Source organism: Wolbachia endosymbiont of Ctenocephalides felis wCfeJ (assembly GCF_012277315.1).
GTDB lineage: Bacteria > Pseudomonadota > Alphaproteobacteria > Rickettsiales > Anaplasmataceae > Wolbachia.
In genome coordinates this window covers 790,435-804,674 of the sequence record NZ_CP051157.1, presented here as the reverse complement: position 1 = coordinate 804,674, position 14,240 = coordinate 790,435, and the positions used below count along the sequence as shown (strand labels likewise).

13 protein-coding genes are annotated in these 14,240 nt (G+C 36.1%); 4 read left to right on the top strand and 9 right to left on the bottom strand.

All coding sequences use genetic code 11. From position 1 onward, the window contains the following. Positions 1 to 65 precede the first annotated feature (65 nt). Entirely contained in the window at positions 66 to 830 is a 765-nt protein-coding gene (locus HF196_RS03925) for a cytochrome c1 (RefSeq protein WP_174855513.1), read from the bottom strand. Then, positions 830 to 2,050 carry a cytochrome b gene (locus HF196_RS03920; protein ID WP_168455905.1) on the bottom strand — a complete coding sequence of 407 codons (1,221 nt, stop codon included), beginning with the start codon at positions 2,048 to 2,050 and terminating at the stop codon, positions 830 to 832. The genes HF196_RS03925 and HF196_RS03920 overlap by 1 nt, the downstream gene beginning before the upstream one ends. A 793-nt stretch (positions 2,051 to 2,843) precedes the next feature. Here HF196_RS03920 and terL point away from each other — a divergent pair. Further along, positions 2,844 to 4,325, top strand: a complete 1,482-nt coding sequence (terL, locus tag HF196_RS03915) for a phage terminase large subunit (protein WP_168455904.1) — start codon at positions 2,844 to 2,846, stop codon at positions 4,323 to 4,325. 1 nt (position 4,326) lies between these two features. Here the strand turns inward: terL and HF196_RS03910 are convergent, their stop codons facing one another. Further along, the gene (locus tag HF196_RS03910) at positions 4,327 to 4,476 is read right to left on the bottom strand and encodes a hypothetical protein (RefSeq protein WP_168455903.1); all 150 of its coding nucleotides are present in this window, start codon (positions 4,474 to 4,476) and stop codon (positions 4,327 to 4,329) included. A gap of 103 nt (positions 4,477 to 4,579) precedes the next feature. Here HF196_RS03910 and HF196_RS03905 point away from each other — a divergent pair, with 103 nt between their 5' ends. Further along, positions 4,580 to 4,840, top strand: coding sequence for a WPE palindromic element domain-containing protein (locus HF196_RS03905; protein WP_168455902.1), 261 nt, complete (start codon positions 4,580 to 4,582; stop codon positions 4,838 to 4,840). Positions 4,841 to 4,956: 116 nt separating this feature from the next. Here the strand turns inward: HF196_RS03905 and HF196_RS03900 are convergent, their stop codons facing one another. Then, positions 4,957 to 5,844, bottom strand: a complete 888-nt coding sequence (locus HF196_RS03900; protein WP_168455901.1) for a zinc ABC transporter substrate-binding protein — start codon at positions 5,842 to 5,844, stop codon at positions 4,957 to 4,959. Between HF196_RS03900 and HF196_RS03895 the strand changes: the two genes are divergently transcribed. Continuing rightward, positions 5,836 to 6,576 (top strand): metal ABC transporter ATP-binding protein, encoded by a 741-nt coding sequence (locus HF196_RS03895; protein ID WP_168455900.1) that lies wholly within the window; start codon positions 5,836 to 5,838, stop codon positions 6,574 to 6,576. The genes HF196_RS03900 and HF196_RS03895 overlap by 9 nt on opposite strands. After that, a complete protein-coding gene (gene ubiB, locus HF196_RS03890) occupies positions 6,573 to 7,997 on the top strand; it encodes a 2-polyprenylphenol 6-hydroxylase (RefSeq protein ID WP_168455899.1) in 1,425 nt (474 codons plus the stop codon). The genes HF196_RS03895 and ubiB overlap by 4 nt, the downstream gene beginning before the upstream one ends. Before the next feature lie 48 nt (positions 7,998 to 8,045). On the opposite strand, the gene HF196_RS03885 is transcribed toward ubiB, so the two are convergent. The 5 genes from HF196_RS03885 to HF196_RS03865 all read right to left on the bottom strand — a co-directional run bounded on the left by HF196_RS03885 (position 8,046) and on the right by HF196_RS03865 (position 13,910). Further along, a complete protein-coding gene (locus HF196_RS03885) occupies positions 8,046 to 9,851 on the bottom strand; it encodes a hypothetical protein (protein WP_168455898.1) in 1,806 nt (601 codons plus the stop codon). A gap of 417 nt (positions 9,852 to 10,268) precedes the next feature. Then, a complete protein-coding gene (locus HF196_RS03880) occupies positions 10,269 to 11,033 on the bottom strand; it encodes a hypothetical protein (protein ID WP_168455897.1) in 765 nt (254 codons plus the stop codon). Beyond that, positions 10,930 to 12,150, bottom strand: a complete 1,221-nt coding sequence (locus HF196_RS03875; protein ID WP_168455896.1) for a hypothetical protein — start codon at positions 12,148 to 12,150, stop codon at positions 10,930 to 10,932. The genes HF196_RS03880 and HF196_RS03875 overlap by 104 nt, the downstream gene beginning before the upstream one ends. Positions 12,151 to 12,186: 36 nt before the next feature. Further along, the gene (locus HF196_RS03870; protein WP_168455895.1) at positions 12,187 to 12,381 is read right to left on the bottom strand and encodes a hypothetical protein; all 195 of its coding nucleotides are present in this window, start codon (positions 12,379 to 12,381) and stop codon (positions 12,187 to 12,189) included. A gap of 194 nt (positions 12,382 to 12,575) precedes the next feature. Further along, positions 12,576 to 13,910, bottom strand: a complete 1,335-nt coding sequence (locus HF196_RS03865) for a V-type ATP synthase subunit I domain-containing protein (RefSeq protein ID WP_168455894.1) — start codon at positions 13,908 to 13,910, stop codon at positions 12,576 to 12,578. Positions 13,911 to 14,240: the final 330 nt, after the last annotated feature.

Here is a 14,240-nt window from a genome sequence, read left to right as displayed (position 1 = left end):
TATTTATTATTGTATAATATATTCATTAGCGTAAATAAGATATGAAAATGAGTGTCAAAGAAAATCTATTTTTTATCTTTGTAAAGCCTGCTCCAAACTTTGTTATTAGTGAATACAAAAAACACTGTTAAAATGATAAAGTATGTCACTACTTTTAACCCAAGTTTATGCCTACGCTCTAGTTCTGGCTCTGCTGCCCATTGTAAAAAATTTACCACATCATATGCCATGTTTTCAACTGTAGCTTGCCTTACACCGTCATATTCCACCATTCCTTCAGAAAGTGGAGGCGCCATAGCTAACCTACCTGTTGGAAAGTACGAATTAAAATATAAGTCATTCTCATCATGCTCGCCATTTTGATAGCCAGTAAGAAGTGAATATACATAATTTGCACCATCGTGCCTTGCTTTGATAATTAATGACAAGTCTGGTGGAACTGCGCCATTATTACTTGCTGAAGCTGCTTCTTTTGTGTCAAAAGGTGCAATAAAATAATCTGAAGGTATTCCGGGTCTATCGAACATTTCACCCAGGTCGTTTGGACCATCTTTAACTTGATAAGAGGCTGCGATCTGTTTTACATCTTCTTCAGAAAAACCGATATCTTGCAAGTTACGAAATGCCACCCTATTCATTGAATGGCAAGCAGCACAAACTTCCTTATACACTTTATAGCCACGCTGAATTGATTCTCTATCGAAAGATCCAGTAATTCCATTAAAACTCCAGTCTATTTTCTTATTTGGCAATGGTTTGAATTCTTCCGCATGCACATAACTTGCAAGAAACAATGTGCAAAACACAGTCAATATATTTTTTATCAGCATCACTTCATCTCCGACACAGAATCACTTATGGTTTTTGGCGGTTCTTCTGGCTTCTCATACTTACTAAGTAGTGGCAAAATTATTACAAAGTATGCAAAGTAATAAAGAGTGGAGAGCCTACTTAGAGTAACGTAAGGTTCTTTAACTTCCTGTCCCCCAAGCCAAGCAAGAAATGCAAAATTTGCTGCAAAGACCCAAAAAAATTTCTTAAATAATGGACGATAAGCACCACTTTTAGTTTTTGATTGATCGAGCCAAGGCAATAAAAACCATACTAAAATAGATCCAAACATGGTCAGTACACCAATAAGTTTATTTGGAATTGAGCGCAACATTGCATAAAAAGGTAAAAAATACCACTCTGGTACTATATGTACTGGAGTTACCATAGAATCAGCCTCTATGTAATTATCCGGATGCCCAAGATAGTTAGGAGCATAGAAAACAAACACAAATAAAACTATAAAAAACAAACCAAAAGTTATGCAATCCTTGACTATATAATAAGGATAGAGAGGAATAGTATCTTTGTCCGATTTCACTTCTACTCCACTTGGGTTACCAGAACCAAATCTATGTAGAGCAATGACATGTAACATAGCTAAGGCAATAATAACAAAAGGCAGAAGATAATGCAGAGCAAAAAAACGATTGAGTGTTGGATTATCAACGGAGAAACCACCCCATAACCATATAACTATTTTATTGCCGATTAAAGGTATAGCTGAGAATAAGTTAGTTATGACCGTTGCGCCCCAAAAACTCATTTGCCCCCAGGGAAGAACATATCCCATAAAGGCAGTTGCCATCATTGCAAAAAATATAAATATGCCGATGAACCACACCATCTCTCGCGGTCTTTTATAAGAACCATAATACAATCCACGCATAATATGAACATAAACCACCATAAAGAAGAGCGAAGCTCCAACAGCGTGGGTATATCGTATTAGCCATCCATAATTTACGTCACGCATTATACGCTCTACGCTATTAAAAGCATGATCAACATGTGGAGTGTAGTGCATAGCAAGAAAGATGCCCGTTATTATCTGTAAGATTAGCGCTATACCAGCCAAAGAACCAAAATTCCAAGCATAATTTAAGTTTTTTGGCACTTGATAAGAAGCAGTATGCCTTAGAAAAGAAAATATAGGCAACCTATACTCTATCCAACCCAATATGCCTTTTTCTTCTGTTACTTTTTTATCATCTTGCATAAGCTTTCTCTACCTTTAACTTGCCTATTGTAGCAGCTGATCCTCTATAAACAATAAAAACTTCAATAAGATTGAATCTCAGAAATTTCTTGACAACCCCCAAAAGTCCACTTATAATAGGGTTGAAGCTATTATTTATCTTCAGTCTGTGCAGATTAAATGAGAAAAAAACTTAGCATATTTGGCGTCTCATGTTTAATTTTTCGCACTATGTGCACTGTATGTCTTTTTAAAACTTCTGTTTTTTTACCTATACAAGCTCAAACGCGCTTATAAGTCGTTTAAGACATCAAAAACGCCAATATCATAAGATAGATAGTGAATAACTAGCTACTCGGGGTTTCTTTTGCTTTTTTTCTGCTTAGTGAGTTTCTTAAACGTTTATGGCTAAGGTTAAGCTGCATTAAAAAGCAGCTAAGTCGCACTTATTAAACGTTTAGGATAAAAAAACGCCAACATTTCGACACAAAAGTAAATAACTAGCCACCACGGGGCTTCTTTTGCTTTTTTTCTCATTTAGTAAATTTATTAACATTTATAGCTAGTGTAATTTATGAACTGGATAGGAAGGTGTAATTCTGTCCATCCTTTATCACGCAACCTCACCAAGAACGTTTTTAGCATAAGATTAGCTACTTTCTATGATCACCGAATCAGTTTGCTTGTGAACAAGCAAATTTTCCTGGATCCCAGTGTCGGGGCACTGGGATGACAAGAAGAGGAGCTACTTGGACGACAGAAAAGAAAGTACTTGGATGACAAGAAAAGGCTACTTGGATAACAGGAGGCTAATATGGAAAACATAAACTTTCTCAAATTCATTGAGCTGTGCTTTAAAACAGTGATGCCGGGATGTGAGTATAATCATTATCGGTACATAAAAGTCATAGCAGACAGGCTGGAAGCGGCAAGTGCCAGTGAAGTGAGGCGCATAATATTCAATATGCCGCCGCGCTCGATGAAATCCATGTGTGTGAGCGTTGCATGGCCCGCATGGATACTGGGCAATCAGCCAACCGCGAGAATAATAGTTGCAAGCTATTCTCAGCGGCTTAGTGAAAAACACTCGCTCGACACAAGGTGTATAATGCAGTCTGGTTGGTATAGAGAGCTATTTCCAGAAGTAGAACTATCCCAAGAACAAAACACCAAATACAAATTCCAAACAGTGCAGAGAGGATACAGAATTGCAACATCTGTTGGTGGAACATTAACCGGAGAAGGTGGTGATTTCATTATTGCGGATGATCCACTGAGCTCCACTCAAGCTTTGAGTGAAACGCTTAGAAAGCGTGCTACAAACTGGTTCGACCAGACTTTAGTAAGCAGGCTCAACAATAGAAAAAAAGGAGTAATCGTTCTTGTGATGCACAGACTCCACCTGGAAGATTTGACCGGCCACCTTCTTTCCAAACCGAAAATCATATGGCACCATATTCGTTTACCAATGATATCTGAAAATAAGGAGGTTATCTATTCAGTTAAAAAGACAGCACCTACTTTTTTTGTTCCGGTTATCCAAGTAACTAAAAATGGACACACCAGCAATAAACGCTGGATTCCAGGGTCAGCTACTTACATAACACCACCTGCAAGGATATATTCAAGAGAAGAAGGTCAGTTGCTATACCCCCTAGATGGAGGAAAAGAAGAAGTTGAGATGATAAAGGTTGAACTTGGGAGTTACGCTTTTGCTGCGCAATATCAACAAAACCCTCTACCGCTTTCAAGTGGTATAATCAAACGAGAGTGGCTGAAGCGCTATAGAAATTTTCCTGATGATCTCTCACACGTAACCCAAAGTTGGGACACTGCAGTTTCAATGAGCAACGCTAGCAACTTCAGCGTCTGCACCACCTGGGCAAAAGTGGGCAATAAGTTTTATTTACTCGATGTATATCGTGCAAAACTCGAGTACCCAAAACTTAAAGAGCAAGTTTTGTCCTTAGCAGCAAGATGGGCGCCACACGCAATTTTAATCGAAGCAAAAACAAGTGGTCAGCAATTAGTACAAGAACTAAAAGCAAGCAGTGATTTACCCGTTATTGAAATAATACCACACGATGACAAACTCGCCAGATTCCACCAGATTGTTCCGATTATAGAGTCTGGAAAAGTTTTTTTGCCACACCAAGCAGTATGGCTCAGTGATTTTGAGTGCGAGATTTTAATGTTTCCAGAAACCCGCTACGACGACCAAGTCGACAGCACCGTGCAATATCTGCAGTGGATGAGAGAAAGCACCTCTCGGGTCGCAGCTATACGCGCTTTGTGATTTAAGACCAGGCAGGGTTCATTCCAGCGCGTAGTGCTGGTCCACTTTCTGACGGTGTCACCCAAGTAGCGGACACTGGAATCCACAACTCTGTCATTCCGGCGCGTGATGCTGATTCACTTTCTGAAGGTGTCATTCCAGCGCGTGACACTGGAATCCAGTAAAAAAAAGAAAGGATCCCAGTGTTAGCTACTAAGCCTTATTTTCATTTTACGCAAAATCGAAAATAAGAGATTGCTTATGTTCATCGAAGGGTGTCATTCCAGCGCGTGACGCTGGAATCCAGTGAAAAAAAAGAATGGATCCCAGTGTCGGAGCACTGGGATGGCAAAAAAAGGGCTACTAGGATGACATCCACAACCCTGTCATTCCAGCGCGTGACGTTGGTTTACTTTCTGAAGGTGTCATTCCAGCGCGTGACGCTGAAATCCAGGAAAAAAGAGTGGATCCCAGTGTCCGCTACTCGGATGACAAGAAGAGGGCACTGGGATGACATTATTAGGCTACTCGAGTGACATCATTATACTACTTGGATGACACCATCATAGAGCAGAATAACACCACTTTTACTTTAACATTTGCACACCAGCTATATTCCTTAACAGATAAATTATTCAAGCCTGAATAATTTTTACTTAGATTCAACAAAACAGGATTTGAAATTCTGTGTGATGCTATTGATTAGAGCTAAATATGCGTCTTTTCCAGGTTCTATGTCTGACCCAATCGGATCAAGAATTACCATTTTTGCGTCATTAGAAAGAGCTTTGGGTTTTATACTATCTTCTAATGAAGAAGAAATTATACATCTAATGTTTTCTTCCTTCATCATCTTTTTTAGTTTCATTAAACTCCTCATACCTATATAAGCATCTTCTTCTATAGATAGAATGGCGCTTGGGTGACTTAAGCCAAAATATCTTTCAAAATATTGATAGGCATCGTGAGTAACTATGTATTTCTGACTTTTAAAATCATTCAGTTCCTTTGCGATTTTCTCTACTTCCTGATCTATCCTTTCTACGGCTTTCTTCGCATTGTAATTGTACCGAGAGGCATTCTCCTTATCTATATTAGATAGTGTTGCACTTATAGAGAATATCATACTCCTTGCGTTTTTTGGACTAAGCCAAATGTGCAAGTCTTTTTCGCCTTGAGTGTGAATGATTTGTCTGGAAAATGAATGTGGTCGAGCAGGAAGTAGATCGACTGTTTTTGACAACTGTATAAGTTCTTTATTGTTTTTAGCAAAGATTTTAACAAATGTTTCTAGGTTATCATCAACGTAAAATATGACATCACTCAACTCTAGACTACTTGCATCAGAGGGTTTTAATATATAATCGTGCGCAGATGTTGTATAGTCTAACAAATTTGGCTCTAAGATTCCATCTGCAACAGAGGCTACAAGTGAGTGTATAGGCTTTATTGTAGTTACAACTTTTAAATTGGATGAGAAGGCAGTACTGTGGTATAGTGTAAACAGAAATGATAGAAAAGAAATCAGTAAATGTCTCATGAAAATGTTGAGAAAGAATTAAATTTTGCCAAAGAGTTAAATAATGTCAATAGCAGTGTCCTAAAAATAGAAAACCTTGCTCTAACATATGACAATAAGAAAGTCCTTGATAGTATTAATATATCAATAGAAAAAGGAGATGTAGTTACTATACTTGGTCCAAATGGTGGAGGTAAAACCTCTCTAGTGAAGGTAGTTGCTGGTATAAATCAGAACTATACCGGTAGTATCATATTTTCTGACGATATAAAAATTAGCTATATGCCACAAAATTTTAGCATTAGTAACTTAATGCCGATAACAGTTGAATATTTTCTTTCAAATAGCTTCTCAAAAAAATTTAAGAAAAATCAATCGATTATTACAAAAGTGGTAGAATTAGTTGGTATTAGCAACATTTTGAAGAATCAGGTGTTGGAAATTTCTGCGGGGCAGACACAATTATTGCTGCTTGCACGTTGTTTAATCGCAGAACCTGACTTGATTATCCTGGACGAACCAGTGAGCGCAATGGACATTAATGCCCGAGCTAAATTTTATGACATTATAGGTGAAATAGCCAAAAAAAGATCGATTTCGATTCTTATGACATCTCATGATTTAAGCTCCGTAGTACCGTGTTCAGATTACATAATTTGCATAAATCATACTATATACTGCCAAGGTAAGCCTGACGAGATCATGAAGAACAAGACTTTAAGCGAGATATTTAGCAGTTGCATAGCAAGATGATTCAAAATATTCTGCGTCTTCTGTATATAACTGCAGTGCTCACTCGTTACAGCATATCACCTCATTTACTTGCTCCATCGAGGAAGTCAATAAATAAAATACGGGGCTATAAAATAAAGTGTGCTCTTGAAAAGTTAGGTCCAGTGTTTATTAAATTTGGGCAGTCCATCTCATCACGCACTGACATTTTAAATGAGGATATAACAAATAACTTACTGCTTATATGTGATAGACTGCCATCTTTTTCATACAAGATAGTAGTTAGAACCATAGAAAGCGAATTTAATTGCAAACTAAACGACATTTTTTCAAGCTTTTCTGAAGAGCCAATAGCAGCAGCATCAATTTCTCAAGTTCATAAAGCAGTTACAACAGAAGGTAAAGAAGTTGCCGTAAAGGTTCTAAGACCAAACATTGAGAAAACATTTTCAAAAGATATAAAAATGCTTTTTTGGCTTGCAGGGATTGTAGAAAAATTTAGCGAGCAATCAAAGAGATTAAAACCGATTGAATTAGTTAAAACCTTTGCTGAAATTTGTCGATTAGAGCTGGATCTACGTTTTGAAGCTGCTCATTCTTCGGAACTGAGGGAAAATACAAAAAATGATAGAGGTTTTTATGTACCTGAAGTGGATTGGAGCAGGACTTCAAAGAAGGTTTTAACATTAGAGTGGATAGATGCAACACCTATATACGAAGTCGAGAAACTGAATAACCATAAGCAAATAGCTATCAATCTTATCGAGTCATTTTGCAATCAAGTATACAGGGATTGTTTCTTTCATGCGGATATGCACCCTGGAAATCTAATGATCGATAGTAACAACAATATTATCGCCCTCGACTGTGGAATTATGGGCCGAATAGACCGTGAGACGTGCTACTATGTAATAGAAATACTGAAAGGCTTTTTAAATCGGAATTATGACTATGTTGCAAAAGTGCACTTTAGAGCCGGTTATGTTTCACCACGGCATAAAAATTTTGTTGCAGCATGCAGAGCAATAGGCGAGCCAATCATAGGGCAGCCTATACAAAAAATTTCTTTTGCTAGTTTGCTTGCCCAATTATTCAAAATAACTGGTGATTTTGATATGAAAGTTCAGACACAATTGTTACTGCTGCAAAAAACTATGATTTTGCTAGAGGGAACATGCAGAAAAATCTACCCAGAAATCAATATGTGGAAAGTAGTTGAAGCATGGACGAAGAATCAACACAAAAATAAGATGAGTTATAGGGAAAAAATAAAAAGTTCTTACCCTATAAAAACAATTCAAGAAATACTTAGCTTTGTAGAAAAACTAAACCTAATAGCCGACCAAAAACTAGAAAACATCAGAATTAGGTCAAATGGAAAAATTTATTTTTTATTGTGGTCTATAATTGCAATGCTAATCACTAAGCTTTTAATTTGTTAAAGCACACAAATACCAAATAAAAATGTGTCAAAATTTGACAATGTGCAGCTAAATGATTTTAGCACCTATATTCTGTGCATTGTTTTGACCTAACTTTTCCTCTTGCACACGTCCAACAAAAGTACTGGAAGGCGTTCCATTACCGTCGTGTTTAATAGAGTCTATATACTCTACACCACTAATCAATTTTGAATGCTGTTTAATAAACTTTTCGACATCACTGCTAAGTAGATTCGCTCTAAATTTTTGTTGTAATACTTCGATTGAAAAGTATGCTTCGTTTACATTCTGATGCAACTGATTAGTAAGGATGCATAGGGTACCTAACGACGATACATTACCTTTATCCCACTCTGGACCTTTCGAGCGTTCTTTAACTTCACAAATAAGTTGCCTTAATTCCCCTAATTTTCTGCGAATATCTTTTGATTCATCGTAACGACTATCTATCTCCTGATTAATTCTTATTAAATTTTCCACCCATGCAATTTGAGATTTTAAGTCGCCTGCAAGACAGACATTTTCGTTTATTACATATTTTGCCCTCTTTACTTTTTTCTCAAGATTTGCTAGTTCAATATTTAATTCCCTAAGCTTTTTTCTGATAGCCACAAGATCCTTGCTTGGATCACTTGCAGTACTACTTTCGGTACTGGGAGAGCACTCTTTATTCTCTACCTTTGGTACTGGTGTAATCTCTTCTTTATTCAGCACTTTTTCATGCTCTGAATTTTGCTGCAGCCCTAAGAACTTCTTCACAGCCTCCCCCAAGGACTGGTGTTTAATGTATAATTCCTTATTTTGTTCTATTAACTTCAAATTCTGTTCTACTAACTTTAAAAATCCTTCTGATGATGAATTCAATCTGTTGTCATTAACAGCAAATTCCACTATTTTAGTTATGCCATTACTGTCTATGTGCATAACCATTTTACAGTTACAACACTTTCCATTCCCGTCTTTTGCAGGCCATATACTTGTCATTTTATAATTTGCACCTTCTACAAAATCATAATTTCTTGCTTGACCTTCTCGATAAACTTCTACCTCACGTTTTGTATTGCAATATATACTTAGCTGTTGAATATTTTTATCATGCTTTAAAATATCACTAGTTCTTATTGGCTCAGCTCCGTGGTAATTAATAAAATTCGCGTGTAAAATACTACTACCATTCTTAGTTTCACAGTACGCTTGGGTACGTACTTCTTTATCTTTAAAATACTGATCTATAACTTTTTTCCCTAGCCGTATTGTTTCCATGTACTGATCCATATCTTTTTTGAATCTACTACTAAAAGGATCACTTTCTTCATTTATTGCCTCTATACGCTTCTGTTTAAAATTTTCATTGGTCGTCAAATCATACAAATCCCACTCATCAAATTCACCTACTATAGTAGCAAAGTGTTTTTTCTCCTTCACAAGTGCTAAAAAATATACTTTATTCCCTAGATCCAGTAGCTTAAATTCTTTCACAAACTCAAATAATTGAGAACACAATCCTTTATTACTGGTAGAATCAAATTTACCATCGAAACTTTTGATGCAGTTGTTTAAATTCTTTAACTTCTGTTGTAAGCTCTTATTTTCTATAATTAAGCGGAGAAACTGTACAATAGTAGAGTTCTCTTTAGGAAGGTCTCTTTCTGTTAGTTCAACGATATGTTTCTCAAGACCTGCGAGGAGTTGTATATAGCTTTCAATAGAATTCGAGCTAATCTTTGATAAAAAGCACATTCTGTTCGCAACCTTTTTTGCTATTTCCCAAACCGATTTTCTAGAACCATCAGGCTGATTGCTTAGTTTTGTCACTCCCACTGTGTTAGGTTGTTCTACTCCATTTAGTAACATGATATACCTCCTTCAAAAAACATATACTTTTAAAGCTCTACTTTCTCTAACGTTTAACTTTGATGTAAGAATAACCACAAGCGTTAAACTTGGGTTTTTGTCCCCTGTTATATATTGAATTTACTCTCACCATATGTTTGTAATGTAAAGCTATTTTACGTAATAAACTCATATTTAGAACTATGCAAGTGTTTTTTTCGCTAAATAAGCGTTTTTTACTAAATGGCAGTTTTATTATTGAAAGACAAATAGAAGAATTCTTCCGAATTTTCACTTTCTTACCGGCTCATAATGGTAAAATTAGCAGCGTACACGTGGATAAGAAAAATACCAAATCAGGGCTTCAATCCTAACTCTGATAGAGTGATAGTGAATTAGATTCAATTAACAATCCTATATGACGTTACTTAGGTAAAACTATAACCTTGATATTATTAGCTCTGATTCGAGCTCTGGATCGCCTTTAATACGATTACTATAAAGTTTAATAACTTCGATATTTTCTATTTTTGAAAATGGCTTATCTTGAGTAAATTCCTTAATCGATTCCTGATCTTGGTAACTGCATATTTTGCAAACTTTTCTTAACACTATACGTTTTTGTAGACCAGAGTCACAAAGTGAATCGGCAATGGGAACTTTATTATCTACAGGTATAAGTGTCTCCAATGGATCATTGCTACCTATAGAAAATTCCTTTTGTTCGCCTATCTTGTCAATATCTTCACCAAAGCTGCCATCATTCGCTAAGCGCTTGACCAGTGTATCACTTAGAGAGTGTGAATAATCAGGTGCTATTATACTGATTGGAAGTGAAGGCCTTCTATTATTATTTCTGCATGTACTAATAAAAGGATAGGTATCAAAGGTTTTGTCTTTAGGAAGCTTTTCCGATAGACCGTTACTATCTTGATACTTAGATTCCAAAGAACGATATCCCTCATCCTCAATATCATAACCCGATGTACTAGGGCTTTTATTACTGCCACTAGAATTTGAACGAATAAAAGTAGGTGGTGTTAGACGACCACCTACACAATCCCACTCACTTCCACTATCTACTGCAGAGCCAAATTGCTCATTTGTGTTGTCCGAGACTGTAACCTGGGAAAACCTGGTTTGGTGGCCTGGGAAGCTCTGAACTATCAGGGGATTTAAGGGATGAGCTTGGTAAATCTCCATTACACTCTGCATTAGATACTCCACCCGGTGACCGCACAGGCGACATTGCCTGAAAAGGAAGCTCAGGGTCAATCGACAATTCATGGTCTTTGTTGATTACAGAGTTTTCGATGATTTTGGTCATTACACACTGAGAAATATGTGAATTAGAAAAGTTTATAGCATATACCCCTTCTGCACCTAGTAATAATTCTGCCTGAGTACTGTTATAAAGATCATTAAGTACAGCACCGTCAAATGCATAATTTATTTTAAAAGCTTCTTCATTTGTTAATAACTTAGGCTTTCCACTATCTAACACAATAGGTATAAGAACTGAAGCATCCTTTCTACCTAAAGGCGAAGCACACATAAAGTGTTCTATTTCTACTCCTGTTGATTGATAGATAGACCTTATTATAAGATTCTTAAATAACCTTACCTTGGAATTATTGTTACTGTTAACCTCCAGATGCATGCCTAAAAGCAATGTAATATATCGTGTTACACTATCAATAAAACGAACATCGTCAACAGCATTCCTTATATACACATCATTACCTTTAACCTTTAAAAGTTCCTTGGGAACATTTTCATATCTTTTTTTCAGCCTTGATAAAAACTCACCTTCAAATTGCTTACGTAATTTTGTATTAGGAAACTTAGCATGGCATAAATACCTTTCCTTATCAAATGGCATGGTTTTGCTGCTAACCTGCATATCTTCCAGTACATCCTTTTTCAGTGAGGAAGCTAAGTGGGATTTCAAATTAAAAATTACACCCTCATCTATGGGTGATACAAACTCAATCCTCCCTTGCTCACCCATAGACCACTTCCCCTTACTCATATCAAATGGAAAAGACTTAACATCAAAAATTAGATTAGCTGTATTTAATACTACTTCATCTGTATCCTCTTCTTGAATACCATAGAACTCACTTACTATTTTCCTCTTTATATCACTCAGATATCTTGTACACTGATAATGATCCATATCTTTATCAAACGAGACTACGATATAGTCTTTTCCGTTCCTACTTTGCACTGTAAAATTAGTTTCAACTGTATTACGAGCATAATTATGTACATTGAAAGCTCTAATTAATGCTTTTACTGTTTCTTTTGTATTAGACATACCACCTCCTATACTTTTACTTTAAATAACTATTTTTTAACTTCGCCTCATAGAGCTGCCAGATTGCTCGGACTGATTTCTCTTCTCCCGTACGTCTTTTAGTGCCTCACTATGATTATCAATCCTTGCTCCTTTAACTTTTAACAATGCCCCACCACCTGGGTTTGTATTTTCACGCTTCCACTGTTCAGCTTGTTCCCTAAAACCTTTGCCACCATTACTACTATACATACTGCCTCCTAGTAAAAATATTATGCAATTAGTGTACTCAAAATGAATTTCAGTGCAAACACTTTTTTATATTTTTTTCAAAAATTTTTATTCACCATCATTTATACTTCTAGATCTCAGCGCCATGTGCTGGAATGACATTGTCCATTATCATATTCAATAAAGACCTAGCCTCCTTTCTCTATCATTTTAATCTAGTCACTCGGCCCTTTTCCTACTGATTGACCCTCTACATATTTATCAACTTTTATGTTAGTCACTCCTGATAAAACTTTTCCTTCAACATTCTTGACGGAACTTTGCTTAGGTCCATTCTCAAGATCACGAGAAAAGCCAGATGTAAAATCATATTCACAGTCAGCAACAGAGCTGTGAGCAGGCAGTCCTGAACCTTTTCCATATGTAACATTATTATCTTCATTCTTCACTTCTGTCCAATCACCTCTGCATTTATAAATATCATCATCTCGCACCTCTGGCTTCTTCTCTTTAGGCTGCTCTGCAGGTTTCGGTTCTGCTTGTTTATTCTCTTGTTTTACTTCACTTTGCTTTGGTGCCTCACGATTCTCTATCTTCATATCATCTTTGAAGATAGGAGGCAATCCTTTCCTCAGAAAATCTGGTAAAAGATCGCGCTCTGCTGGAGTCAAAGAAATTGGCCTTGCAACTCCAGATGAACGATCAAGTATGGAAGCAGGAACGATAATCTTAGGCATTTCTTTTTCAGTTACTTCTATCTTAGCTTCTACTTTTCCATAGGCCTCTTTAGTTGTTTCTTTTTCTTTTGATGGGATTTTTTCTTCTTTTTTATCTTCATCCACTTCTATTTCTACTGAAGCTTTGAGTTCAACTGACAACAGCTCTGAGAGCATGACAATAACCCAACCAACTGCGAACATTTGCAAACGCAACTTCAAATTTTCAAGAGTCTGCAATCTTTCCAATATTGCTGCTTCCTCTTCTTCAGATAGATCACCGCTTTTTATTTTTTCCCACAATTCCTTTATTTCTTTTTCCACTCTCTCTTTAAAACTCAAATCCTTCGCGAGAATTTTTCTAATTAGTTCTATCGCTTTATCCCTAATAAGCTTCATGATTGCAGCAATTAGGTTTTGTTTCTTTTCCTCCATAGCCATGACATAAGCCTGTGAATCGGCATCGAACCCAATCTCACTATCCATAAAGTTAAAAAACTTAAAAAGTTTCATAAGGAAATCAACTACGCTATCTGTAAAGTATCCTTGGTCCTCTTCTTCCTCTTCCTCAGGATAAAACTCTGAATCAAATGCTCTACTACTATGACTCCGCCTAAAGTTTAGATCTACATCTGATAATAAACTTTCAACACATCTGTACGCTTCGTTTTCTATCTCCTCACGCTTTTTATTCGCATGGTTCTTAATTTCTTCTGCGGCTTCCTTGAGCTTCCTAATTTTTTCTTGCTTTTCAAATTCCTCTGCTGCAAGCTTCGCTTTATTGATTGAGCTATCGTTTAAATTATTATTATCGTTAGTAAACTCATCTGTCATATTTGCTCCTCAAATTATTAAATCGCATAATTAATTTTATAGTACAAAACATTGAAGAATTATTAATCCTAAAGTTATCAACAAAATATTCTAAACTTTTATAGTATAACATATATTTTATATCTTTTCAATAATGCTTTTATTATTTTTTTCAAATTTTAGATTTTCCATATACTTTTACTTCTGCTCCCTAAAACTGATTGGCTAATAAAAAAGTCTTTCTTCATTTACCACTATAAAAGCTTTTACCATGAGGCTTATTATAGCGATCGATATTTTATTGTGCAATATATAATTCTTTAATTTCTTTGAAATTTTTAGCCACATTTA

Bases quoted from the DNA above. Each gene is read 5' to 3' on its own strand.
- HF196_RS03875 (WP_168455896.1), bottom strand. From the start codon at position 12,150: ATGTCTAATACAAAAGAAACAGTAAAAGCATTAATTAGAGCTTTCAAT.
- terL (WP_168455904.1), top strand. From the start codon at position 2,844: ATGGAAAACATAAACTTTCTCAAATTCATTGAGCTGTGCTTTAAAACA.
- HF196_RS03885 (WP_168455898.1), bottom strand. From the start codon at position 9,851: ATGTTACTAAATGGAGTAGAACAACCTAACACAGTGGGAGTGACAAAA.
- ubiB (WP_168455899.1), top strand. From the start codon at position 6,573: ATGATTCAAAATATTCTGCGTCTTCTGTATATAACTGCAGTGCTCACT.
- HF196_RS03920 (WP_168455905.1), bottom strand. From the start codon at position 2,050: ATGCAAGATGATAAAAAAGTAACAGAAGAAAAAGGCATATTGGGTTGG.
- HF196_RS03900 (WP_168455901.1), bottom strand. From the start codon at position 5,844: ATGAGACATTTACTGATTTCTTTTCTATCATTTCTGTTTACACTATAC.
- HF196_RS03865 (WP_168455894.1), bottom strand. From the start codon at position 13,910: ATGACAGATGAGTTTACTAACGATAATAATAATTTAAACGATAGCTCA.
- HF196_RS03925 (WP_174855513.1), bottom strand. From the start codon at position 830: ATGCTGATAAAAAATATATTGACTGTGTTTTGCACATTGTTTCTTGCA.
- HF196_RS03880 (WP_168455897.1), bottom strand. From the start codon at position 11,033: ATGGAGATTTACCAAGCTCATCCCTTAAATCCCCTGATAGTTCAGAGC.
- HF196_RS03895 (WP_168455900.1), top strand. From the start codon at position 5,836: ATGTCTCATGAAAATGTTGAGAAAGAATTAAATTTTGCCAAAGAGTTA.
- HF196_RS03870 (WP_168455895.1), bottom strand. From the start codon at position 12,381: ATGTATAGTAGTAATGGTGGCAAAGGTTTTAGGGAACAAGCTGAACAG.